The sequence below is a fragment of the Hydrogenobaculum sp. genome, from assembly GCF_049967395.1.
Lineage (GTDB): Bacteria > Aquificota > Aquificia > Aquificales > Aquificaceae > Hydrogenobaculum.
Genome location: NZ_JBMFST010000020.1, coordinates 1 through 24,325, shown reverse-complemented (window position 1 = coordinate 24,325; position 24,325 = coordinate 1). Strand labels below are relative to the sequence as shown.

General features: G+C 34.6%; 23 protein-coding genes, 4 tRNA genes and 1 pseudogene. 7 read left to right on the top strand and 21 right to left on the bottom strand.

Annotated elements, in window-relative coordinates; genetic code table 11:
- From ACP5S8_RS04325 to ACP5S8_RS04240, 18 genes are all read right to left on the bottom strand, one after another.
- Positions 1-322 (bottom strand): glycosyltransferase N-terminal domain-containing protein (locus ACP5S8_RS04325; protein ID WP_461875870.1); only part of this gene is annotated, 322 nt, incomplete at its 3' end.
- A complete protein-coding gene (locus ACP5S8_RS04320; RefSeq protein WP_461875869.1) occupies positions 323-1,420 on the bottom strand; it encodes an inositol-3-phosphate synthase in 1,098 nt (365 codons plus the stop codon).
- 2 nt (positions 1,421-1,422) lie between these two features.
- Positions 1,423-2,316, bottom strand: a complete 894-nt coding sequence (coaE, locus tag ACP5S8_RS04315) for a dephospho-CoA kinase (RefSeq protein WP_461875867.1) — start codon at positions 2,314-2,316, stop codon at positions 1,423-1,425.
- On the bottom strand, positions 2,313-4,097 hold the full coding sequence (gene typA / locus ACP5S8_RS04310; protein WP_461870681.1) for a translational GTPase TypA: 1,785 nt from the start codon (positions 4,095-4,097) through the stop codon (positions 2,313-2,315). The genes coaE and typA overlap by 4 nt, the downstream gene beginning before the upstream one ends.
- Positions 4,098-4,107: 10 nt before the next feature.
- Positions 4,108-5,427, bottom strand: a complete 1,320-nt coding sequence (rho, locus tag ACP5S8_RS04305) for a transcription termination factor Rho (protein ID WP_461870682.1) — start codon at positions 5,425-5,427, stop codon at positions 4,108-4,110.
- An 82-nt stretch (positions 5,428-5,509) separates the two neighbouring features.
- Positions 5,510-6,826 (bottom strand): tRNA uridine-5-carboxymethylaminomethyl(34) synthesis GTPase MnmE, encoded by a 1,317-nt coding sequence (mnmE, locus tag ACP5S8_RS04300; protein ID WP_461875866.1) that lies wholly within the window; start codon positions 6,824-6,826, stop codon positions 5,510-5,512.
- Between the two features lie 12 nt (positions 6,827-6,838).
- Positions 6,839-6,911 (bottom strand) — tRNA-His (locus tag ACP5S8_RS04295).
- Positions 6,912-6,930: 19 nt separating this feature from the next.
- Positions 6,931-7,003: transfer RNA gene (locus ACP5S8_RS04290), tRNA-Gln, on the bottom strand.
- 43 nt (positions 7,004-7,046) lie between these two features.
- Entirely contained in the window at positions 7,047-7,391 is a 345-nt protein-coding gene (locus tag ACP5S8_RS04285) for a HesB/IscA family protein (protein ID WP_015419295.1), read from the bottom strand.
- A gap of 110 nt (positions 7,392-7,501) precedes the next feature.
- Positions 7,502-8,329 (bottom strand): lipoate--protein ligase family protein, encoded by an 828-nt coding sequence (locus tag ACP5S8_RS04280; RefSeq protein WP_461875865.1) that lies wholly within the window; start codon positions 8,327-8,329, stop codon positions 7,502-7,504.
- Positions 8,302-8,760 (bottom strand): GNAT family N-acetyltransferase, encoded by a 459-nt coding sequence (locus ACP5S8_RS04275; protein WP_461870685.1) that lies wholly within the window; start codon positions 8,758-8,760, stop codon positions 8,302-8,304. Before ACP5S8_RS04275 ends, ACP5S8_RS04280 begins: the two co-directional genes overlap by 28 nt.
- 6 nt (positions 8,761-8,766) lie before the next feature.
- Entirely contained in the window at positions 8,767-9,069 is a 303-nt protein-coding gene (locus ACP5S8_RS04270) for an Lrp/AsnC ligand binding domain-containing protein (protein ID WP_461870686.1), read from the bottom strand.
- The gene (hemA, locus tag ACP5S8_RS04265) at positions 9,050-10,246 is read right to left on the bottom strand and encodes a glutamyl-tRNA reductase (protein WP_461875864.1); all 1,197 of its coding nucleotides are present in this window, start codon (positions 10,244-10,246) and stop codon (positions 9,050-9,052) included. Before hemA ends, ACP5S8_RS04270 begins: the two co-directional genes overlap by 20 nt.
- Positions 10,236-11,933, bottom strand: a complete 1,698-nt coding sequence (locus ACP5S8_RS04260) for a proline--tRNA ligase (RefSeq protein ID WP_461870688.1) — start codon at positions 11,931-11,933, stop codon at positions 10,236-10,238. Before ACP5S8_RS04260 ends, hemA begins: the two co-directional genes overlap by 11 nt.
- A gap of 46 nt (positions 11,934-11,979) precedes the next feature.
- Positions 11,980-12,062: transfer RNA gene (locus ACP5S8_RS04255), tRNA-Leu, on the bottom strand.
- Positions 12,063-12,128: 66 nt separating this feature from the next.
- Positions 12,129-13,148 (bottom strand): tRNA (adenosine(37)-N6)-threonylcarbamoyltransferase complex transferase subunit TsaD, encoded by a 1,020-nt coding sequence (gene tsaD / locus ACP5S8_RS04250; RefSeq protein ID WP_461875863.1) that lies wholly within the window; start codon positions 13,146-13,148, stop codon positions 12,129-12,131.
- 3 nt (positions 13,149-13,151) lie between these two features.
- Positions 13,152-14,408, bottom strand: coding sequence for a S41 family peptidase (locus ACP5S8_RS04245; protein WP_461870690.1), 1,257 nt, complete (start codon positions 14,406-14,408; stop codon positions 13,152-13,154).
- Between the two features lie 14 nt (positions 14,409-14,422).
- Positions 14,423-14,839 carry a hypothetical protein gene (locus tag ACP5S8_RS04240; RefSeq protein ID WP_461875862.1) on the bottom strand — a complete coding sequence of 139 codons (417 nt, stop codon included), beginning with the start codon at positions 14,837-14,839 and terminating at the stop codon, positions 14,423-14,425.
- A gap of 168 nt (positions 14,840-15,007) precedes the next feature.
- Between ACP5S8_RS04240 and ACP5S8_RS04235 the strand changes: the two genes are divergently transcribed.
- The 7 genes and pseudogenes from ACP5S8_RS04235 (at position 15,008) to ACP5S8_RS04205 (ending at position 20,812) form a co-directional block, all read left to right on the top strand.
- Positions 15,008-15,080 (top strand) — tRNA-Lys (locus ACP5S8_RS04235).
- Positions 15,081-15,335: 255 nt separating this feature from the next.
- Positions 15,336-15,500 (top strand): hypothetical protein, encoded by a 165-nt coding sequence (locus ACP5S8_RS04230; RefSeq protein ID WP_461875860.1) that lies wholly within the window; start codon positions 15,336-15,338, stop codon positions 15,498-15,500.
- A 25-nt stretch (positions 15,501-15,525) separates the two neighbouring features.
- Positions 15,526-15,819: pseudogene (locus ACP5S8_RS04225) on the top strand (hypothetical protein); the annotation flags it as partial.
- A gap of 10 nt (positions 15,820-15,829) precedes the next feature.
- On the top strand, positions 15,830-16,615 hold the full coding sequence (locus ACP5S8_RS04220) for a lysophospholipid acyltransferase family protein (RefSeq protein ID WP_461875859.1): 786 nt from the start codon (positions 15,830-15,832) through the stop codon (positions 16,613-16,615).
- Complete coding sequence (locus ACP5S8_RS04215; RefSeq protein WP_461875857.1) at positions 16,588-17,319, top strand: DUF2334 domain-containing protein; 732 nt, start codon at positions 16,588-16,590, stop codon at positions 17,317-17,319. The genes ACP5S8_RS04220 and ACP5S8_RS04215 overlap by 28 nt, the downstream gene beginning before the upstream one ends.
- 41 nt (positions 17,320-17,360) lie before the next feature.
- A complete protein-coding gene (locus ACP5S8_RS04210) occupies positions 17,361-19,676 on the top strand; it encodes a glycosyltransferase (RefSeq protein WP_461875855.1) in 2,316 nt (771 codons plus the stop codon).
- Entirely contained in the window at positions 19,673-20,812 is a 1,140-nt protein-coding gene (locus ACP5S8_RS04205) for a glycosyltransferase (protein WP_461875854.1), read from the top strand. The genes ACP5S8_RS04210 and ACP5S8_RS04205 overlap by 4 nt, the downstream gene beginning before the upstream one ends.
- Here ACP5S8_RS04205 and ACP5S8_RS04200 read toward each other — a convergent pair.
- Genes ACP5S8_RS04200 through ACP5S8_RS04190 form a run of 3 tightly spaced genes read right to left on the bottom strand, consistent with a single transcriptional unit; the run spans position 20,777 to position 24,163 of the window.
- Positions 20,777-22,669, bottom strand: a complete 1,893-nt coding sequence (locus ACP5S8_RS04200; RefSeq protein WP_461875852.1) for an EAL domain-containing protein — start codon at positions 22,667-22,669, stop codon at positions 20,777-20,779. The two genes, ACP5S8_RS04205 and ACP5S8_RS04200, sit on opposite strands and share 36 nt — an antisense overlap.
- Entirely contained in the window at positions 22,666-23,886 is a 1,221-nt protein-coding gene (locus ACP5S8_RS04195) for a hypothetical protein (protein ID WP_461875850.1), read from the bottom strand. Before ACP5S8_RS04195 ends, ACP5S8_RS04200 begins: the two co-directional genes overlap by 4 nt.
- Complete coding sequence (locus tag ACP5S8_RS04190) at positions 23,876-24,163, bottom strand: hypothetical protein (RefSeq protein ID WP_461875849.1); 288 nt, start codon at positions 24,161-24,163, stop codon at positions 23,876-23,878. The genes ACP5S8_RS04195 and ACP5S8_RS04190 overlap by 11 nt, the downstream gene beginning before the upstream one ends.
- Positions 24,164-24,325: the final 162 nt, after the last annotated feature.

Below are 24,325 nucleotides of genomic sequence, written 5' to 3'. Positions count from 1 at the left end.
TTGGTATATTTGATGTTATTAGAAACGGCCAAAACTCTTTTTCTACAGTGATAAGACAGCAGGGTTTTACGTTGGCTATGAATTTATTCCATATTATCGGGAAATCTAAAGGCAATGGAAACGTGGGATAATTCAAATTTGAGAAAAAGTTTTTTGCTCTTGGAGAAAAATAAGTTATAAAAACAGGAAACTTAGAGCTAACGTGCTCTATTATAAATTTAACGCTGTTGAACTCACCGACGCTTGCAGTGTGGAACCAAACAGCATTTTTAGGTAGGTTTATATTTTCTATTAAAAGCCTTTTTGAAAGCTCTAGTGTCAATTAGGTATCTATTTCTCCAGCTATAAACTTGTTAACAAGCTCTTTAGCCTTGTAGTCCGGATACTGAATAGGCGGATGCTTCATCGTATAAGCACTGATGGAATAAAGTGGACCTGATATACCTCTGTCTTTTGCAAGTTTTGCGCATCTTATGGCATCTATGGCGGAGCCAGCACTATTTGGGGAGTCTTCTACATCAAGCCTTGCTTCTACATGCATAGGCACATCACCAAAAAGTCTACCTTCCATCCTGATATAGGCAACTTTCCTATCCTTTAGCCAGGGTACCCAGTCAGAAGGTCCTATATGTATATTACCATATCCTAAATCGTAATCTATAAGAGAGCTAACAGCTTTTGTTTTGGATTCTTTTTTAGTATCAAGCCTTTTTCTTTCTAACATATTTAAAAAGTCTGTGTTGCCACCAACGTTTAGCTGATATGTTTTGTCTATCTTTACACCCCTATCTTTAAAGAGCTGGGCTATTGTTCTATGGAATATGGTAGCACCAAGCTGAGATTTTATATCGTCCCCTACCACCGGTATACCGGCATCTTTAAAGCGTTTAGCCCATTCGTTATCAGAAACTATAAAGGTAGGCATAGCATTTATAAAAGCAACACCAGCTCTAAGAGCGCATTCAGCATAAAATCTAGCGGCTTGTTCTGAACCAACAGGCACATAGTTTATTAGCACATCTGCCTTGGTTTCCTTCAACACGCTTACTATTGTGTCCATATCGTCTTCTTTTTCATCGGCTTTTACAAAAGTAAGATCTTCTGGGTAGTTTGACATGTGTTCTGCAAAACCATCTAAAACTTTGCCCATCCTAACTTTACATCCTAGATTTGGTACGTTTGGCTCAAAAATCGCAGTGCAATTTGGCTTTGCGTAAATGGCTTCTGAAACGTCTTTACCGACTTTTCTTTTGTCTATATCCCAAGCAGCTACAACCTGTATATCGTAAGGTTTGTATCCCCCTATATCTTCGTACATAAGCCCGCTTACATCTTTTAAATTATTTTTCTTGTAGTAAAATATACCTTGTATAAGAGCGCTGGCGCAATTTCCCACTCCAACTATAGCAAGTTTTATCATGCTTAACCACCGCCGTATTCTGATTGTTCTATTTCCATCATAAAGTCTTCTACGTAATGAGTAATTTGGTCAAAAAGCTCTTGGTCTGGGAGATCGAAATAATGATCAAAAAGCTCTATCCTTCTTTCATAACACTTGTTATCTTCTAAGCAAAACTTTACCAAAACCAAAGGTCTTTCACAATCTGGACAGCAATCGTTCCCAGGCATACAAAGTTCCACTATTGTTTCTACCTGGTCAAAGCTGCTACTTAAAAACTCCTCTAACCTCTTAAGCTTATCTAAATGCTCTTTCCATTTTTTCATACCTAATATTTTAGCATACCTAATTTTGTTGTATATATCTTTTACCTGTTTAATAGTAAACTCTTTGCCATCCGAATTGTCTATCACAAAATCTGCATATTTTATTTTTTCTTCTATTGGCATCTGTCTTGATAATCTCTTTTCTATCTGATCCTCTGTATAGCCTTTTTCAATAAGTCTTTTTATTGAGGTTTCTTTATCTGCATAAACTACTATCACAATGTCATAATCTTTGTAAGTACCGTTTTCTACAACAAGAGAGGCCTCTAATGCAAATATATCACAATCCAAGCTTTTTATTAAATTATCTAAATATTCGTAAAGGGCTTTGTGTACTATCTTTTCTAAAGATAAGAGCTTTTGCTTATCGTTAAAAACGATATCTGCAACTTTTTTTCTGTCTATATTTCCATCTTTTAATATACCCTCTCCTAAAAGCTTCACAACATCGTGTTTTAATCTTTCATCGTTTTTGTAAAGCTCATGGATTATGGCATCCGCATCGTAAACACAAACCCCTAAGTCCTTAAATAAGGACGATACAAAAGATTTACCTACACCGAAATTTCCAGTAATAGCTATTTTTATCACTTTTTCTTCTTTCTTATTCTTATTGCATCTGGAGTTACTTCTATAAGCTCATCTTGGGTAATCCACTCCATCGCTTGCTCAAAATTCATCTTTCTTGGTGGGGTAAGCCTTACATACTCTTCAGCAGCTGCAGCCCTGTTGTTGGTAAGCTTTTTCTCTTTAGTAATATTTACATAAAGATCGTTATCCTTGTTGTGCTCTCCTATTACCATACCTTCATAAACTTCTGTGCCTGGTTCTATAAAAAATATACCCCTATCTTCGAGTCCAAGCAAAGCGTAAGGAGTAGCCACACCTTTTCTGTCCGCCACTATTGCCCCGTTTATACGGCTTTTAATCTCGCCTTGCCAAGGCTCATAGCCTTCTAAAACAGTATTTATAAGACCTTCACCCCTTGTATCGGTTTTAAACTCTGACCTATATCCTATTAAGCCTCTAGAAGGTACTATGAATTCCAGCCTTACTCTACCAAAACCGTGATTTATCATATTTACCATACGTCCTTTTCTAGAACCAAGCTTTTGAGATACTATCCCTATGTGTTCTTCGGGTATATCTAAAATAACCTTTTCTATAGGCTCCAATTTTTTACCGTTTTCTTCTATTGTCACAACATCTGGCTTTGACACTTGGAATTCGTAGCCTTCCCTTCTCATAGTCTCTACTAAAATAGCCATTTGAAGCTCACCCCTTCCCATAACCAAAAAAGAATCTGTAGAATCTGTATCTTTTACCTTTATAGCTACGTTCATAAGGGTTTCTTTGTAAAGCCTATCTCTTAGGTGCCTTGACGTGACGTATTTTCCAGACTTCCCTGCAAAAGGAGAATCGTTTACAGAAAATGTCATGAATATAGTAGGTTCTTCAACTTTTATTGAAGGCAAAGGTACTGGGTTTTCTACATCTGAAATAGTTTGCCCTATGTTGATATCGTCAAAACCAGCCACAGCCACTATGTCACCAGCAAAAGCCTCTTTTGTTTCCGTTCTCTTTAGGCCTTCTATAGTGTATATGGCTTTTACAAAACCAGTCTTAACAACGCCTTCTTCTGGTGAAACTATAGACACTTGTTGATTTTGTCTCAATGAGCCATTTTGTATACGCCCTATGGCCAGCCTTCCTAAGAAATTATCGTAATCTAAAGATGCTACTAAAAGCTGTAAAACTTGGTTCTCATCGTATTTTGGAGCTGGAATGGTATTTACAATAGCTTCAAACAAAGGCTCTAAAGAATGTGATTCTTCTTCTAAAGAAAGTTTAGCTATACCCTTTTTGGCTACAGCGTATAAAACTGGAAAATCAAGTTGATCTTCTGTAGCATCAAGGTCTATAAAAAGATCGTATATTTCGTTTAAAACTTCTTGCGGTCTTGCATCTTGTCTATCTATTTTATTTATTACTACTATTGGCGTTAGTTTTGCTTCAAGAGCTTTTCTCAACACAAACCTAGTTTGAGGCAAAGGTCCTTCTGCAGCATCTACAAGCAGTATAACACCGTCTACCATATTTAGGACGCGCTCCACCTCTCCACCAAAATCGGCGTGTCCCGGTGTGTCCACTATGTTTATTTTTATGCCTTTGTAGTTCACAGATGTATTTTTTGCTAAAATCGTAATACCTCTTTCTCGCTCAAGTGCATTGCTGTCTAAAATCCGCTCTTGTACCTCTTCATTTTGTCTAAAAGTACCACTTTGCTTTAGAAGTGCATCTACCAAGGTGGTTTTACCATGGTCTACGTGAGCAATAATTGCTACATTCCTAATATCTTCTCTAATCTTCATCTGTAATCCTTTAAGCGTTCATCGCTTTCAAAAATTCTTGATTCGTTTTAAACTTTTTGAGCTTATCAAGTAAAAACTCCATTGCTTCTACATCGTCCATAGAAGAGAAAAATTTCCTAAGAACCCATATACGCTGTAACTCCCAATCTGACAAAAGCAATTCTTCTTTTCTAGTACCGGATTTGCTTATATTTATAGCTGGGAATATACGCTTTTCGGTGAGCCTTCTATCAAGATGAACTTCCATATTACCAGTACCTTTAAACTCTTCGTATATAACATCATCCATACGAGAACCAGTTTCTATTAGCGCTGTAGCTATTATTGTTAGACTTCCACCGTCTTCTATATTCCTAGCAGCTCCAAAAAATTTCTTAGGCCTTTGCAAAGCTGTAGCTTCTATACCACCTGAAAGTACTCTACCCGTTGGTGGTGTCACAGAGTTGGAAGCTCTTGCAAACCTTGTCATAGAATCAAGCAATATAACCACATCGTTTCCAAGCTCCACAAGTCTTTTGGCTTTTTCTATAACAAGCTCAGCTACTTGCATATGTCTTTCTGGCGGTTCGTCAAAGGTAGAAGCTATAACCTCTGGTTCGTGGTCAGCCTTATCTGCATTTGACATTACTATGCGTCTCATTTCGGTAACTTCTTCCGGCCTTTCATCTATTAGTAAAATAATTAAGTATACCTCTGGATGGTTGGTAAGAATAGCTTTTGACAGACGCTGAAGAATAACGGTTTTACCAGCTTTTGGCGGTGCTACAATAAGCCCCCTTTGACCTTTACCAATAGGGCTAACCAAACTAAGCACCCTTGTAGCGTAGTCTGACGGGTCATATTCTATATTGAGGCGCTCCGTAGGATGATATGGTACCAGCTTATCGAAAGACGGCCTATTTCTTAGCTCCAAAGAACCTATAGGTAATCCGTTTACTGACTCTATCTTTATAAGAGCATAATACTTCTCGTTATCCTTTGGTGGACGTGAAAAGCCTATTATGGTATCACCAGTCCTTAAATAGAGTTTTTTTATCTGAGATGGCGATACGTATATATCGTCTGGGTTTGGCATGTAGTTGTTGGAAGAGCTTCTTAAAAACCCATACCCATCTTGCAAAACTTCTAGTACTCCTCTTACAAATCTAAGACCTTTTGTTTTACCGTAAGCTTCTAATATATCTTCTATGAGCTCTTCTTTTCGTATGCCAGTAATCCTTTTTAAATCAAACTCTTTACCGAGTTTTTGCAACTCGGACATCGTCATCTTTTTAAGTTCCTCTAGCGATAGTTCTTTGTTGGTTTCTTTAGTTGTAATGTCTTGTTCCATAATCAATCCCACCTAATTAAACGCTGGTATTTGTATAGCGGGTTTATGGCCATCCAGCGCCCGCTTATGGCCTATTGAAAAATCATTTTCCGATGCAAAATGTAGAAAATATCTCATCCAAAACGTTTTCATCTGTAATAAGTCCAAGAATTTCCTCAAGATAATCTAGAGCCTCCCTTATATAAAGCATCATAACTTCTGTTTTATCTTGCAAAACAGCTTCTTTTAAAGAACCTAAAGCTTTAGCTACCAAAAACTTATTCCTTTTTGAAACATAAATACCATCTTCAGCCAAATCCAACATATATAAAACTTTATTTTTCAAGTGTTCAACATTTTCTTGGTTTCTTATAGAGATAATTATAGCATTATTTTTGAAAAAATCAAGAGTTTTACTATTTATGCCCAAATCACTTTTATTTAAGACAACCAAAGTATTTAAGCTTTTAACTATATCATAAATAAAGTAATCTTCTTCTTCAAGCTCTTTAGAACCATCCACCATAAACAACACAACATTGGCTTCTTTCATATGTTCAATTGCTATATTTATACCTTCTTTTTCTATTGGATCATCGGTTTTCCTAATACCGGCAGTATCGACAAGTTTGACTGGGAAACCATTTATTTCCAACCTATCCTCTATATAATCTCTCGTAGTCCCAGGTATTTCAGACACTATGGCTCTTCTTTTTTGTAGAAGCGCGTTAAACAACGAAGATTTGCCAACGTTTGGTTTGCCAACTATAGCTATTTTTATGCCATCGTATAAGTAAGATTGTTCTTTTAGCTTTTTATAAAACTCTTCTAACTTATAAATAAGACTGTTAATTTCTTTTTTTATTTCGTTTACATCCAAAGGTTCTATATCTTCATAACCAAACTCTATATCGGCTTCTATATTTGCAATTATCCTTATAAACTCTTTTCTTAGTTCTTCAATAAAAGAAGAAAATTTACCTTTTAGCATGTTTAGAGCGTTTTCTACGGCTTTTTCGGTATTGGCGTTTATTAAAAGCTCCACACTTGAAGCTTCATCCAACGTCATTTTACCGTTCAAAAACGCTCTTTTTGTAAACTCTCCAGGCGACGCAAAAGAACATCCGTAGTCTACCAATGCTTCTATAGCTTTTTCTATAATAATAGGATTTCCGTGAAAGAAAATCTCAAGCATATCCTCCCCGGTATAAGAGCGAGGGCCCTTGTAGTATATAGCTACAACATCGTCAAGTTCTTTATCGTTTACATAAAACGATGTACGATAGGCGTACCTTGGCTTTGGATTTTTAATGTGTAAAAACCTATTAGCTATATCTATACAGTTTAAGCCAGATAGCCTCAATATGGAAATAGCCGATTTTAAAACAGGGGTTGCCGGAGCTACAATAGTGTTATTCATAAAAACCTAAAGGGAGGATGACGGGGGTCGAACCCGCGACATAGGGATCCACAATCCCTCGCTCTGCCAGCTGAGCTACATCCTCCTAAAGAGAGTTTATAAAGCTGGGGTGCCTGGATTCGAACCAGGAACCCTCGGATCCAAAATCCGATGCTCTGCCAGTTGAGCTACACCCCATGAGAATATTTATTATAGCAAAATTTAGTTAGAAAATCAAGGATTATCTAAAATTAAAAGAAGAACCACATTTACAGCTTTGCTTTATGTTTGGGTTGTTGAAAATAAAGTTGTTAGTTTTCATAAGATTTTCTATATAATCTAACTCCGTGCCCTTTAGATAATCATAAGAGTATTTGTCTATGGCAAGCTTAAAATCACCGTAATCTATTACTATGTCGCTATCTTTTACAGCGTTATCAAATTCGGTATAATATTTATACCCTGCGCATCCTTCCTCTATAAGGCTTACTCTAAAAACTGGGTTTGTAAGCTGTTTTTTAGCGGCCAACTTCTTAATGGCCTTTATAGCTCTATCTGTCAATGTAAATTCTACCATAGTTTCCATGCTATTACCTCCTTCAAGGTGTTTATTCTAATATACTTATGAATTTAATTTTTTCTATATAAAATCTTAACACTATAAAATAAATGTTAAATTACTAATATGATGATATATCATAATATCACTCTTTCAAGAGTGTTAGGGTCTATAAAGTAATTTTCCTTTATTTTAAATATCTTATGTTCTTTACCAGTGTCTTCTGTTATAACGTCGTAAGAGGTAAGCTCCGTTTCTAAGTCTCTTGCAAAGTCTAGAATATCCTTAGGTAAAGAGAGTATTTCTAAATTTGAAAACTTAGCCCTTAGTACATCTATAAAAGCATTTACAACATCTTCTTTAGTAACATTGATATTCTCGCGTTTAATCGTGGTGATATTATCTTTTAAAATGATTTTAAAATTGTCTTTGTCTTTTACATAAGATACAATATTTGCCATTGTATCAAAATCAAAATCCATAAGCATATTTCCTACAAACACAAGCATATTTTCGATATCCCCAGCCCCTTGACCCGATATTTTTTTATCATTTACGACTATATCTGCTATAGGTTTGTAAAAAGCGTTTATGCCTAAAGATTTGTAAACTTCTATTACGATGTTTGAAAAATACTTGTAAACATTCTCTATTTTAAAAGGAATTGTTTTGTTGCTTTTAGAAAAAATAAATTGATAAAAAATTTGGCCTGGATGAAGAAGCACCGTTCCCCCGCCGGTATATCTTCTTATAATTGGTATGTTGTGAGTTTTACAGTAGTTAAAATCTAAAAAACGATTCGCATTGTCAAAATATCCAAGGCTAACGCATGTATCAGATGGTTCTGTTATTACAATACATTCTATTTGTTTTTTCGCCAAAGCATGAAACAAAGCCACAGACGTCGTAGCTTTTAAATGTGGGGCTACAAATACTATCAAATATCTTTTACCATCCTTACCCAAAAGTTGTATTGTCCGTCTTTTCTAAAACCAAATTTCTCGTAAAACTTCATAGCTTTTTCGTTTTTGTCTCCTACCCAAAGCTCCACAAGATCAAGATTTCTTTGTTTAAAATACTCTATAGCCTTTTCCATCAACATAGATCCTATGCCTTTATCAAAATATTCTGGATCTACAAATATCTCGTGTATTGCTCCAACCACCTTGTTGTATTTTTTGCTATACCAATTACCATCTATAGCTATAAAACCTACGATTTTATCATCGTCTTTTACTACGAAAAGCCCAGCTACGTCTCTTCTTAAAAGCCAATTTATATAGACTTTTACATCCTCTTCGTGAGTATATGAATATTCCTCTAAATTTTTGTAGCTTTTAAGGTAAAGCTTTGCTACTTCATCTATATCTTTTACATCAAAAGGATGTATTTCCATTCAATGTTATATTCTAACCACTACGCAGGTAATAGCTTCTTTTACTCCCTCTAACGTATGAATCTTAGTAATCACAAGCCTTCCAAGCTCATCTTGATTTTTAAGCTCTGCAAATACAATTATGTCGTAAGGACCTGTTACCACGTCTGCTGTTCTTATACCGTCAAAAGTAGAAAGTGCTATCATAATAGAAGGTATTTCTTTTGGGTCTGCTTTTATCATGATATAGGCTTTTATAGAACTTTCCGACTCTAACTCCATCAACTCTGTGATGGATACCGGAAACGTCTTATCGTTCAACAAATCCATAGTCTATCTCCTTTTCCTTAGATTTTATGCCTAAAAGCTCAAAAACTAAAGGCGTATACTCTTTGTTTTCCCTAATTAGTTTTATTGCTCTATGCACTATTTTTTTACAGTCTTTTGAGCCGTTTTTAGTGTAATCTAACATATTTATAATTATAGGCTCTAATTCAAGATTTTCAAGCCATTTATAAAATTTATCAGCTTCGTCTAGTATTATAAATTCACCTTTTTTAGCCTCTTGAACCCTATTGGATAAGTTGTTTTCCACTACTTCCTTTAAATCGTCTATATTGTATAAAAAAACGCTATCCAAATCGGCACAAGATGGTTCTATATTTCTTGGCACAGATATATCTATTAAAAATATAGGCTTATAGTACCTTTTTTTCATCGCCTTTGATATAACGTCTTTCGTGATAACATATCCTTGAGCGCCGGTAGAAACTAAAACTACATCAAACTCATATAAAAACTGTTCTATTTCATCAAATCTTATTACATTAGCCTTTATTCTCTCTGCTAGGCTTACTGCTCTTTCGTAAGTTCTATTTGATATATATATACTAGCTCCAGAGCGTTGAAGGTATATAGCTGCAAGCTCTCCCATCTCTCCAGCACCTATCAGAAGCACCTTGTGATTTTTAAGCTCACCAAAAATACGTTTTGCAAGCTCTACCGCAGCATAGCTAACGGATACTGCACTTTTGCTTATGCCGGTTTCGTATCTTACCCTCTTGGAAGCGTGTAGAGCGTTTTGGCATAACCTATTTATAACTTTGCCAGTAGTTCCTAAGGTTTTCGCCTTAAAAAAAGCCTCTTTAAACTGTGCTACTATTTGAGGCTCTCCTATTACCATAGAATCAAGACCGGCTGCCACCTTAAATATATGTGCTACAGCCTCTTTTCCAGCTTTTAAGAAAAGATGAGAGTTGTCAAAGTGTTGGTTTTTTATTTCAGCGTATCTTCTAAAAGCATCCAAAACAAATCTTTCGTTAGAAGCGTAAGAATATAGTTCAAGTCTATTGCAAGTAGACAAAAGCATAAACTCTTCGATGTTGGTAGAAGTCTTTAATATATGTAAAACAGAATCTAACTCTGAAGCGTTGCAGCTTAATTTTTCTCTAAGTTCTACGGTAGCTGTTTTATAGTTAAGTCCTACAGCGTATATATCACCCGCCATTTACATTCAAGATATCCTTTAGATAATCTAACACCTTATCCACCGAAATATCGGTAGATTTTAAAGTATGCCTATCCACTACCTCAACAATATTATCTTTTGCCTTTTTACCTACTACAATCCTATATGGTATACCTATCAAATCTGCATCGTTAAATTTAACTCCAGGCGATACGTCCCTATCGTCAAAGAGCACTTCTATATTATTAGCGATAAGACTTTTGTAAAGATTTTCCGAAACGCTGTATTGAAGCTCATCAGAAGTATTTACACAAGTAATAAGCACTTGGAAAGGGGCCACTGACAAAGGCCATTTTATGCCCTTTTCGTCGTGATACTGCTCTACGATAGCTGCTATGAGCCTTGAGATACCTATACCGTAACATCCCATCACAATAGGTTTTTCTACACCGTCTTTATCTGTAAAATAAGCCTTCATAGGTAAAGAATACCTAGTGCCCAATAGAAACGTATGCCCTAGTTCAAGGCCTTGAGCTATTTTTAAAGGGCCACCACATTCTGGACACGGGTCTTTTTCTTCTACTTCGGCAACATCTACAAAACTATCAAACTCAATATTTGCATTTTTATAATGATAGTGGGGCTTGTTGAAAGCTACTATCATGTTTGAAGCGTTGTATAAAGAATTATCCACTATTATTTCTATATCTTTTCCTTCTACAAAAGGACCTATAAAACCTTTTTCTGTGTTTAAAAGCTTTAAGACTTCTTCGTCTTCTGCTAGTCTAAACTCGTCTGTACCAAAAAGCCTTTCTAGCTTCTTTTCATCTATCTTCTTATCCCCTCTTATTAAAACCATTATAGGTTTTCCTTGTTTTATATAAAGAACAGATTTTATTATCTTGCTTTTAGGCACATTTAGAAATAAAGAAAGTTCTTCTATTGTTTTTACATTCGGAGTATATACTTCTTCTAAAGGTAAAGGTGTTTCTTTTTCTACATCTGGCTTTTTTAACTCCACTATCTCGGTGTTGGCTGCATATCCACAATTTTCACAGTAAGCCACCAGCGCTTCGCCATATTTTGTAATAGCCACAAACTCATGGGAGCTTTTCCCACCTATTTGACCAACATCTGCTTTTACCATCAATACGTTTAAATGTAATCTTTCAAAAATATTTTTGTATGCTTTTACCATAATATCGTACGAGATTCTCGCACTATCCTCGTCGGTATCAAAAGAGTAGGCATCTTTCATAATAAATTCTCTTCCTCTTATAAGCCCATAACGAGGTCTTTTTTCATCTCTAAATTTCGTATATATCTGATATAGGTTTAAAGGTAGTTGCTTATAAGACCTCACTGTCTTTCTTACCAAATCTGTAATCTCTTCTTCATGGGTGGGACCAAGACAGTAATCTCTTTCGTTTCTATCTTTTAGCTTGAAAAGTTCGTTGCCGTAATAATCCCATCTTCCAGTCTCTTTCCAAAGCTCTGCGGGATTTAAAATAGTAAGCAAGAGCTCTTGAGCCCCAGCTTTGTCCATCTCATCTCTTACTATATTTTCTATTTTCCTCAGTACTCTAAAAGCTATGGGCGTAAGCTCATATATACCAGAAGCCACTTGTTTTATAAAACCTGCTTTTGTAAGAAACCTGTGAGAGGCTGCTTCTGTTTCAGAAGGTTCTTCTTTTGTTGTATATAGAAAATATTTGCTCCATCTCATCCTATTTATTATATCTTAAAACCAAGAAACAAAGAAGAAAAGTTTATGGGGATGGAGGGACTTGAACCCTCACGGGATTGCTCCCTGCGGATTTTAAGTCCGCTGCGTCTGCCATTTCGCCACATCCCCGCAATAATCTAATATTATACCATAAAAATAAAAATTGTATGAGCAATCATGAACAAACAAAAATACTTAACCAAAGCTTTTTATAAACTCTTCTAAACTAAGAGAAGGTTGTGGGTTTAATTTATGTAAATCTGATTTTTTATAATACTTTCCTTTTGAAAATCTCAAGGTCCCCACAAAGCTTACCATTGCTGCGTTATCTGTGCAATATTTTATAGATGGTATATAACATTCTATATCAAGAGTTTGCAATCTTTCTCTAAGGCGTTTGTTGGCAGCTACACCACCAACCACCACAAGACGCTTTACACCGGTTCTTTTTATAGCCCTTTGCAAAATCCTTATTATATGATTTACTATAGCCTCTTGATAAGAAAACACCAATGCTTCTTTGGGATATATGTTTACGCTCTCTCTTAAAAAAGTCTTCAAACCGCTAAAAGAAAAGGCTATTCTATCGTCTTTTATAGGTGTTGGGAAATCTATAGTTTCGAGATTTTCATACGAAGATAAAAATTTTTCTATGGCAGGACCGCCAGGATACTGAAGACCAAGCAAAACCGCTCCCTTATCAAAAGCTTCTCCAGCAGCATCGTCAAGGGTTTTGCCTATTAACTCATAGTTTTCAAAATCTTTTACGAGATAAACCTCTGTATGACCACCAGATACCACAAGAGCTAAAAACGGGTATTCCACATGATACTCTAGAAATACCGAGTATATATGAGCTTCTATATGATGGACCGGTACTATGGGTATGTCCAAAGCATAGGATAAACCACTGGCGAAGGAAGCTCCAACCAAAAGGGATAAAATAAGGCCAGGGGCAACAGTAAGCGATAAAAAATCTATATCAGAAGGTTTTAAATTGTTTCTTTTTAAAAGCTCATAAAAAAGCACATACAAGTTTTTAGTGTGCTCTCTAGAGCATAGCTCAGGAACTATGCCGTTGTATATTTGGTGAATATTCGCCTGAGAACTGAGTATGCTATCTATAAGGCCTTTTTCGCTGCTGTAAAGAGCCAAGGCAGTATCATCGCAAGAAGTCTCTATACCAAGACAAAGCTTTTTTTCTTCAGAACTCATCTATTAGGAGGCTTTTTCTTCTTTCTCTGCTTTTTGGGATTTTACAGGTTTTCCTTCCAAATAGTCTATGGCCGCTTTTAACTGAGGGTCTTTGTTGGGAAGAAGTATTACTTTTTGCTTATCGCCTTTGAGCCTCATATCCTCTATAGTCTTTATAAGCTCTTCTTGCTCTTTAGCTGGGAATTTTATCAGTATATCTGGCATTATTCCTTTTTTATTTATACATATGCCAGCTGGCGTATACCAATAAGCTATAGTTAGTTTAAGCCCCGCGCCGTTTTCCAAAGGTATAAGGTTTTGAACAGAGCCTTTACCAAACGTCTTTTCTCCTATTATCGTAGCTCTCTTGTAATCTTTTAATGCTCCAGTTACTATCTCAGCAGCGCTTGCGGTACCGCCGTTGACAAGGACCACTACTTTATCTTGCATAGGTATAAGAGGATTTTGTTGAGTATAATATTTATGTTCTCCAACAACTCTTCCTTTTGTATAAACCACTAGTTTACCCTTTGGTAAAAATACGTTTGCTACTTTTATAGCCTGCGTTAAAAGTCCGCCCGGATCGTTTCTTAGGTCAAATATAAACTCGTTAGCACCTTTAGATTCAAGCTTTCTTACGGCTTTTGCAAGCTCGCTGTAAGCATTTTCTTGGAATTGTACAAGCTTTATATAACCTATATGGTTGTTTACCATTGTAGCTTTTACAGCAGGAACTTTTATTATTTCTCTAGTTAGTTTGAAAGTGAGAGGATGGTCTACGCCTTTTCTAAATATAGTAAGCGTTACAGTAGTACCGGGTTTTCCTTTTATAAGTTTTATTACTTTGAATAAACTCATATTGGAAGTATCTTTGCCGTTTATTTTGATGATAATGTCACCAGCCCTTATACCAGCTTTATAAGCAGGTGTTCCTTCTATAGGAGCTATTACTATAGGCCTTCCATCTTTTCTTGCTATCTCTATACCAATACCGCCAAATTGACCTTCGGTATCTTGAGTAAATTCTTTAAATTCCGAGGGGGTGAAAAAATCGGAAAACGGATCAAGGGATTGAAGCATGCCGTTTAAAGCACCGTAAATCATTTTCTTAGTGCTTGGGTTTACCACGTAATTTTGCTTTGTGATTTCAAAAACATCCATAAAAAGCCTTATATAATCTGCATCAGATTGATGTTTTTTGTTTTGTTCTGCCTTTGCACCTACTAAAAATCCGCCCACAAAAACTATCGGTATAGTTAAAGCTAAAGAAACTTTTTTCATCAATCGTTCTCCTATCATGGTTTTAAAATATAAATACTCTTTATGTTTTTTATATAAAACTTTGCATTTCCAAGGCTACCAAGTCCGTAGCATATCATATCCTTAGAAAGCTCAACGAGCTTTCCATTTGGATTTGCATTTGTTTTTAAATCTACCTCAACGTTGTTTGCTCTGAAAGCCTCAACATCTATAGATCTTACTGTGTTTAGGTCTACAAAATAGCTTAAAGAGCCATCTTTTACGTCTATATATGTCCTACCGTCGCAGTTGCAATTTTGTAAAATATGTGATTTACCGGTATTATCTATAACCTTGCATGTAATACCAGTAGGCACGCTTTGCATCGGCGTTGTTTCGCCCATACCATAACTTACCCCAAAAGCTAAAAAAACTCCCAACAGCATTGAACTTCTTTTAATAGCCTTCAACATAATTATTTTAATTATATCACATAAAAACCTATTTTTGTATTAAATTGCTTATAAACCAATTATAAAAGAATTCAAAAGTTTATTTTCACAAAGATTTTTTCTGTTACCGCATCAACTCATACAAAGTTCTTGCAAAATCTTAAAGATGTGATATAATATTATTATTTAGAGCCACTAGCTCAGCAGGTAGAGCAACGGACTTTTAATCCGTGGGTCGGGGGTTCAAGTCCCCCGTGGCTCATACTCTTCAAGCCTCTCCAAAACCATATCTAAGTTAAAATCCTATAAATCTAACGCCCTAAGCGAAGTAGTTGTACTTTAAAAACTTATTATTTATAAACAATATATCTCATCTTTATATGATAAAAAAATTGAAAAGTATAGTATATCTTTATTATTTTTGCATTGTTATTTTATATTTTTTTTACAAGATTTTAATCAAATATTAACAATAAACTTTTAAAATGCTAAAGTATCAAACGTTAGGAGGTTTAGTATGGCAAAAGTGGTAAAAGGTAGTATAGCAGAAGCTTTAAACACCTCACAGTTTAGCCTTTTTCACATAAAGGCAATGTTTGCATCTGCCATGGGATTTTTTATACATGCAAACTTAATACAAAGCACGTGGTCCAAACACCACTACCTTTGTACTCCCGGCTGAGGTATTTCCAGTAAACGTTAGGACCACAGCACACGGTATATCTGCTGGCGTAGCTAAGATAGGGGCTTTCATAGGTGCTTACTTTTTCCCCTATCTTATTAAAGTCGTTGGGATTAAGCCATACCTTACTTTTAACATTTGTATTCTCGTTAGCTGGGCTAATCCTTACTTATATAGCCATACCAGAACCAAAAGGAAAATCTTTGGAAGAGATATCTCAAGAAGATGCGCCTATTTCCAAGCCATCGCCCGCCGCCTAACACATAAAAAGCCCCGTTTTGGGGCTTTTATTAACCAAAAATTAAAAATAAAAGTTTAATATAATTAGTATGAAATATATTAAGTTTGTTTATAAAATATCGCTATTCTTGGCTCTTGCCATAGGCTTTCTTTTAAAATCTTTATATATAGATATATTTTCTAAAAATCAAACAGAAAAGAAAAAGCGCTTTATAGAAAATGCGTCTTACTTCTCTAAACTCGTTTTAAAGCTTTTCAACATAAAAGTATCTCAAAGCGGTATGTATATAAATGATGGTAAAAATCATATAATTGTATCAAACCATCTAAGCTATTTTGATATAGTTGTCTTAAGCGCTTTTACAGAGGCCGTTTTTGTATCCACAAAAGAGGTGGAGAAAACATTTTTATTTGGACATATAGCAAAGTACGGTGGTGCGATATTTATAGATAGAAAAAATAAAGCCAACATACTATCTGACATAGAGCTATTTAAATCTGTTTTAGAGGATGGTTTCAATGTGGTGGTGTTTTTGGAAGGTACTACTTCAAACGGCGATGATGTGCTACCATTCAAAAGTAGCTTTGTAGAAGTTATGCTAAAAGCCCAAAAACCAATAGTACCAATATGCATAAAGTACAAATCTATAAACGGCAAACCTATTGCAATTTCTAATAGAGACTACGTATTTTATTATGGAGATATGACACTTTTAAACCATCTATTTAGCTTTTTGCTAAATGTGAATTCTATGGAAATTGAGCTATTCTTTTTAAACCCTTTATATCAAATATCTCATTTTAGTAGAAAAGAGTTAACAAAAATACTCTATGAGGACATACGTTCTTGCTATTTAGAAAAACTAAACTTTTAAACATATCAATCCACGATGTTTGCCCTTCTAATCTAAAAAACGTATTGGCCCTACAAAACCTTCTCAAAGAAAACGGTATAACTCGTATATCTCTTTTGCTAATACCATTTTATCACGAAAAAGAAACTCTTTTAGATATCAAAAGCGAGATATTAGAACTAACAAAAAATAGCGAAGCTATACTCCATGGTTATACTCACATGTCAAAGGATTTTGGAAAATATGACTATAGAAGAATATTCACCAACAAAGAAGCTGAGTTTTTACTAGAAGATAACCTTTCACAAAGGCTTGAGAAAGGAATTAAGATGCTTAACAATTTAGGTATATCGCCAAATGGCTTTATAGCACCCGCTTGGCTTTTTAGAAAAGAAGTGTTTAGGCTTTTAAAGGAAAAGGGATTTTTATTTACCACAGATAGAAGATACATATACGACTTAGAAAACAACAAAAAGATATTTGCGCCGGTTTTGACATTTGGTAGTAGGGGATTTGTAGAAAAGCTTTCTATCTTTTCTTTTGATAGGATGTATTTTATTGTAAAAAAATTAAATGTTGTAAGGATTGCAATTCATCCGGTAGATCTTGAAAAGCCCTCTAAAATTTACAAACTCTTGAAAGTATTGGACTATGCGAGAAAAGAACATTTTCAAATGACTAATTTATCTCATATAGTAAAAGCAAAAAACTTAATAAAAAATTAACATACGTGTATTAAATTAGATAATAGCTTTAGGGAGGTTTTATGATAAAAGTTGATTTACATCTTCACTCTCAAGCTTCAAACAGGCCAGGTGGCTACATTTCTGAAAAGCTAAAAATAGGCGAGAGTTATACAAAACCAAAAAAACTTTACGAGACCCTTTTAAATAGAGGAATGACGCTATTTACCATCACAGACCATGATACTATCGAGGGATGTCTTGAGATAGCGCACTTACCAAACGTATTTATATCTGAAGAGATAACAACATACTTTCCAGAGGATAGATGTAAAGTTCATGTTATAGCCATTGATATAAATCAAAAGCATCACGACGACATACAGCATATAAGAGGAAATATATACGAGCTTGTAGATTATCTTCAATTTAACAACATAACCCATATATTGGCTCATCCGCTTTACAATATGGATGGAAAGCTTAACAAAACACACGTAGAGAGATTTTTGCTTCTTTTTGACAACTGGGAAATACTAAATGGCACAAGATCAAAAACCTCTTCAATAATTACAAAAAAGATAGCAAAATCTTATACCAAAAAAGACTTGGAAGATCTGGCTAACAAGTATGGCTTTTTTAAAAGAAAGAGAGATTTTATATCCTTTACCGGTGGGTCTGATGATCACGGCGGTCTTGATCTTGGTTATGGATATACAGTAGCAGAAGGTGATAGCATAGAAGACCTAAAAAAAGCTATAGAAAATGGCCAAACTAAGGTGGAGGGTTATCATGGCAATCCCAAAAGGCTAACACATATGGTAATGAATATAGCAAAAGAGGGTATGAAAAAAAGATATAACCTCGGAAACCTTGGTTATCTATTGGATACGCTTTTTGAACAAAAAGACTCTTCTAGGTATTCCTTTTTAGATTCTATATTGGGCAAAAGCTCTGTGGTTACCTTTATAGAAAACGTCATCAACTTTAAGGGTATAGTATCTGAAAACCCTCACGAAAATATATTCCAATTTTTCTCAAACATGCTTCCTTACACGCTAAATCAGATAAAATCAATGAGATCCTTTGACTTCGATAGGCTAAGCGCCTACATAGGAAGAAGCGTTATATTTTTAGCACCATATATCGCTTATCTATCTGTATACAAGCAAAGGGCCGATGAGAAAAACATATCAAAGAAATTCTACAAAGAATTTTTTAACGAAGAACATGTTGACGGCAAAGTAGCTTACTTTAGCGATACATTTTTTGATATAAATGGAGTTGCAAGAACCACTCAGAAGCTTTTGGATCTATCAAAAGAAGAAAGCCTAAACGTAAAGTTTATTATTTCTGACAACAGACTTATAGAGGACCCTTATATAAAAAACTTTAAACCAATGATTTCTTTTGCTTTACCAGAGTATGAAAATATAACTATAAACATACCAAATCTTTTAGAGCTTCTTGATTATATAGAATCTGAAAACTTCGACATAATCTACGCTGCTACTCCTGGGATTATAGGGATATATGCTCTTATAATAGCCAAAGTCCTTGGTATTCCGTTTGTATCGGCATATCATACAGACTTTCCAGAATATGCTTACAGATATACCAATGAACCTTATTTCAAATACGCTGCCGAGGTGCTTATGAAAACTTTCTACGGTTTGTCAGATAGGGTGCTGGTTCCAAGCTTTTCTTACTATGAAAAACTCTTAAACTATGGAATAAAAAAAGACAAATTGGTAATTTTCAAAAGAGGTGTAAACAAAGATAAGTTTAATCCTAGCTTTAGAGATAAAGAGTTTTGGAAACGCTTTGACCCCACTTATAGAGGAGAAAGAGTAATCGTATATATAGGAAGGGTTGCAAAAGAAAAAGATTTGGACACATTTGTTGAAGTTTTTGAGCTTTTAAAAGAAGAGAGAAACATAAAGTTTGCCATAGTGGGAGACGGACCTTATAAATACGAGCTTGAAAAAGTTTATAAAGATAGGATTATTTTTACTGGATTTTTAGAGGGGGAGGATTTATCAAAAGCCTATGCCAGCTCAGATATATTCTTGTTTCCAAGCACCACAGAGACCTTTGGAAACGTAGTTTTAGAAGCGATGGCAAGCGGTATCGTACCTTTGGTTCCAGACAAAGGCGGTGCAAAGGAGCACATAAAACATGGAGAAAACGGCTTTATAATAAGTCAAAACAACCCAATAGGGTATTTGCATATTATTAAAAAACTTTTAGATGACAACATGCTCTACAAAGATATAAGACAAAAAGCCATAGATTACGCTTTGGCTCTCGATGAGAGAAGCCTTCTTATGGATATGATAAATCTATTTTCTTTTGGAAAGGTAAGGAGCGTAGAGTTTTCTGAAGAAACCTTAGTATGAAGCTTTTAGACATAACACATTTTTATTCGGATAAAAGCGGTGGTATAAAAACATACATAAACAACAAGATTGAGTATGTAAAAGACAAAGACATAGAACACGTAGTCATAGTCCCGGGTAATAAAGATACGTTAAATTACATAAACCGCAGCAAGATATATCAAATCAAATCTCCTTATATGTTTGTATGGAAACAGTATAGGCTTCTCGTAAACCAGCAAAAAATAACAAATATAATAGAGTTTGAAAAACCAGATATAGTTGAAATAGGATCTTTGTTTTTGTTGCCGTCTTTTATTAAAAAACTAAAGGATAAGCTAAATTTTAGCACGGTTGGTTTTTTCCATTCCAACTTAGAGAAAAGCTTGCTAAACGTTTTTAAACTAAATAAAGATAACAACATGCTTTCTAAGATCACAAGAAAATATATTTATAAAACTTACAGCGAAATGGATTTAATTATAGCGCCCTCTTACTACGTAAAAGACTATCTTAACCTTCTTGGCTTATACAACGTAGAAGTAGTTTATCATGGAATAGATTTTAACATCTTTGAAAATCAGACTTACAACGAAGAACTAAAAAATTTGTTAAAAGATAAAATAGTGCTTTTATATGTTGGTAGGTTTTCCAAAGATAAAAACTTCCTCGAGCTTCTAGATATATTTAAAATACTTAAAAACCTTGACAAAAGATTTCACCTTTTATTGGTAGGAGAAGGGCCAGACAAAAAGCACATAAGCAAAATTTTAGATTCTGACTTTACAGTGTTAGATTATATAAAAGATAAAAAAATCCTAACGAGCATATACAAATTATCTCACATATTTGTTAGTGCTTCCAAATCCGATACTTTTGGTTACGCTGTAATAGAGGCGCAAGCTTGCGGGCTTCCGGTGGTAGCTTACAACGATGTATCTTTCCCAGAGATTGTCTACTACAAAGAATTTTTAGCTAATTCAAAAGAAGAGTTTATACAAAATATATTAACCCTTTCAAAGGTTTATCCTTATTTAGATAAAAGCCCAATAAAAACCTTTGTAAAAGAGCGTTTTTCCTTAGAAAAAAACATGTCACATCTTTTTTACATATACCACCACTTAAACAACCGTTTGGCTTACCAACGTTTCGCTTGATTCTTCTATCACGGGCTTTAGCAGATTTTTTGATTCTTTTTTTAGCTCTGCCAACCTTTTAGCTATGTCCTGAGAACTTTTGTAATTTAAGACATTTGCCGCTGCTAACGTGATTTTAGCAATAGGAAACTTTTTCACATTGCCCTCTCTGTCTTTTGACACAAAGTATCCGTTTTTTACATCCTCTTCTTTGTAAAGTTCTTTTATAGCCTCTGAAGCCTCTTTGTATAAATTATTTATTACTTCGTCTTTGTTTTTTAGGTTTTTAAATATAACCACAAAGTCATCTCCTCCTATATGCCCCACAAAAGCATCGTAGTTAAAGGCAAAAGACTGAAGAGTTTGAGCCAGCTTTTTAATCATCATATCTCCGGCCAGAAAGCCGTACGCATCGTTGAAGGGTTTAAAGTTTGATATATCTATGTAAACTACGTATGCGTTTAACTTTTGTTCTATGGCGTTTTCTATCTCTTTGTCTATCATCACGTTACCCGGTAGACCAGTAAGCGGGTTTGTATAAAGTGTTATTTTGTAAAATGTATCAAAAAGCCTTTCCAGTATTTTAGCTTTTGTCAAAACACCCAGTATACTTTGATAGCTTTTTACAATTATAGCCTCTAAGTTATTTTCTATAGTTATGTTGTAAGCGTGCAATATGTTGTCTTGTATATCTATTTTTGTGGGGTTTTGATAATGACAATCTATGTGCTCAAAGAAATAATCGATAGATTTGTAGTAGAAAAGGTTTTCACTTAGAGTGTTCAATATTTTTTTTATACAATTTTCGTTTATCAAGATATCAAAATCTTCCAAGTAAAGCCAATTAGCATCGTTTTTCTTCAACAGCTCTATAAGATATTTGATATCTGGATTACCTTTAATACATTTTATAGATTCAAGGTCTTCTTTGTTTATGCTGTATCTATCTTTTATGGAGTTTAATTTTTTCTGAAGTATTACGCTTCTTAAAAGCTTTATACCGTCTTTTGGTAATTCTTGAGATTCTGATGGCAAACCAATCAAAAACCCTTGAGAGTAATCTATACCAAGCTCTAAGATAGTTTCTAAATCTTCTTTGTTCTCTACACCTTCCGCTATGGTTTTTATACCGTTTTTTATAGCCATATCCATTATGCCTCTTACTATTTGCCACTTTACCTTTGAGCGTGATATACCTTTTACAAGCTCTATAGGAAACTTTATATAATCTGGTTCTATCTGACTTAAGATGTTCAAAGAGTTGTATCCAGTTCCAAAATCGTCAAAAGCTATACTAAAACCTATGGATTTATAATATTCTATGATTTCTTTTAACGTTTCTACGTCTTCAAATTTTTCAGATTCTGTGATTTCTAACACTACGTTCTCTGGTTTTAAATTGCTTTGAAGCACTACGTTTAGCGTAAAGCCTCTTTTGAAAAATCCACTGTTCGAAGAGTTAGGGTTTATGTTTATGAAAAGCTTAAGACCCTTTTGCTTATACTGTAATATGGCTTGCTCTCTGCATATAGCATCAAGCATATATTCTATACCTATCTCTTTTGCTATATCAAAAGCCACTTTTGGTGATAAGTAGTTTTCATTATACTTAATCCTCATGAGAGCTTCATAAGCGTATACAAAACCATCTTTGTTTGAGAATATCGGTTGGTAAAACATAACTATTCTTTTTTTCATCAACAGCCTTAATATTTCTATGTTTTCGTTTATATATCTTGTGCTTTTAAGGCATTTACTATTTTCTGTCAAAAAATATTCGTATTCTTTTAAAATATCGTCTTCTATCAAAGCCTCTATATTTTCATAAATTTTTGTTGATGATTTTGACAACTCCTTATCAAAAAATACTACCTTCATATACAATACCTCCTATAGGTTTCTTCCATGTATTTTTTAATTGTTTTATACTCGTGTTCTTTCAACACTTTCTTGAAAAATTCACACGCTTTTTCATCAAGGACCAACAATGTATTTATAGCTGCTTGTATTACCATTGGATTGTCTTCTTTTAGTATCATATCCTTTACAAAAGGAATGGCCATTTTTACGTTTTTTGCTTTTATCACGTTTAAAGCTGTAATTCTATAGTCCGCTATAGGATGATTAAGAGCTATTATCAATTTAGTTTCATAAGGCAATCTTATAAAATCTTCTATGTTATACCCACAATGGGGACAAGCCTTGTCTTCTTGATTTACAGCGTTCCAACACATGGGACAGAAAAACACGAAATTTTTATCAGCGCTTGTGGGCTTTAGCCTTATATTCGCTGGTTTATAGCTTTTAACAAAATCAGACACATCTATAGCTATCTTCGTAAACTCTAAAGAAAAAACGGCCAAATAAAAGGGTTCGTATATTTCTATGCTACCCACTACTTCATCGTTTAATATCTGGAATATCTTTTTGCCGTTTTCTATATATATTTGAAAGTATCCACTGGGAAACATGCCCTGAACAATCATGTTTTTTAAATCCAGTCCAAAATCAAGGCTTTTTATAACCTCATCCTCTTCTAAATACAAAAGCTTGTGTGTTGAAGCGTATACTTCTACCATTTCCTCTGGAAGCTTATAGAAATTCATGCTTACCATTTTGTCAGATATCTTTTGCACCAAAAAGCTAATAGCTGGTTCTTGGTACAAATCTCCAAACTTTACACTAACAGTATCCCCATTTTTAAAGTACAAAAAGCTATCTACTCCCAAAAACTTTGATTTTACTTCCAGAAAGCCACTTAGTTTATCAGCTTTTATACTCTCAAGCACTTCAGAGAAATCTGCTCTAGTATCTGTGGAGGATATCCACATTTTACTTATGCGAGGGTTTATTACTTTTATATCTTCAGTTTTGCCTATGTAAGATTTGTAAAAGTTACAGTCAAAATTATAGACCTTCACATTGGCTGGCAGTTCTAAGCTTTTAGTGTCGTATATTAAAGTGCCATCTTTATCTATAACAAAACAATCAAAAGATGCTTTTATCATCTGTTCAAAAGCCATAAGATCATCCTCTTGCTCTAAGTAAACATCCAAGCTTGGTTCTAAAAGCAAAATCGCTTGTTCAAGTTGCATACCGACGATTGTCCATTATGCTTTTTTCTAAAAATTCTATTGCTTTTGGAGACAAGATATGTGAAAGCTTCTCTTTAAGACTGAGCGGTGTGATTATCTTTTCGGAAGTTCTATAGTATTTTTGATCATTACCAAGTTTCCTAGCTTTAAAATAAAACAGCGTATTGTAAGCTTTGTTGTAAGTAAGCATATGGTATATACCACTATCAAATGCTGAGAACAAAAGCTCTTCTCCCTCTTCCAAAAGATGCTTAATCTCATCAAAATGTTTAACCATGGCTGACTACCTCCTTTGGAATTTAAATTAAGGCACAAAAGTTAATTTTTTGTTAAGAGGCCTAAAATTTTTTATGATAGTGCCGATAAGTTTTAGTTTGTTTAGTATGAGGATATATTTGGCTTTTTTCATCTGCCTGATTTGCCACTGATTTAAAGTTGT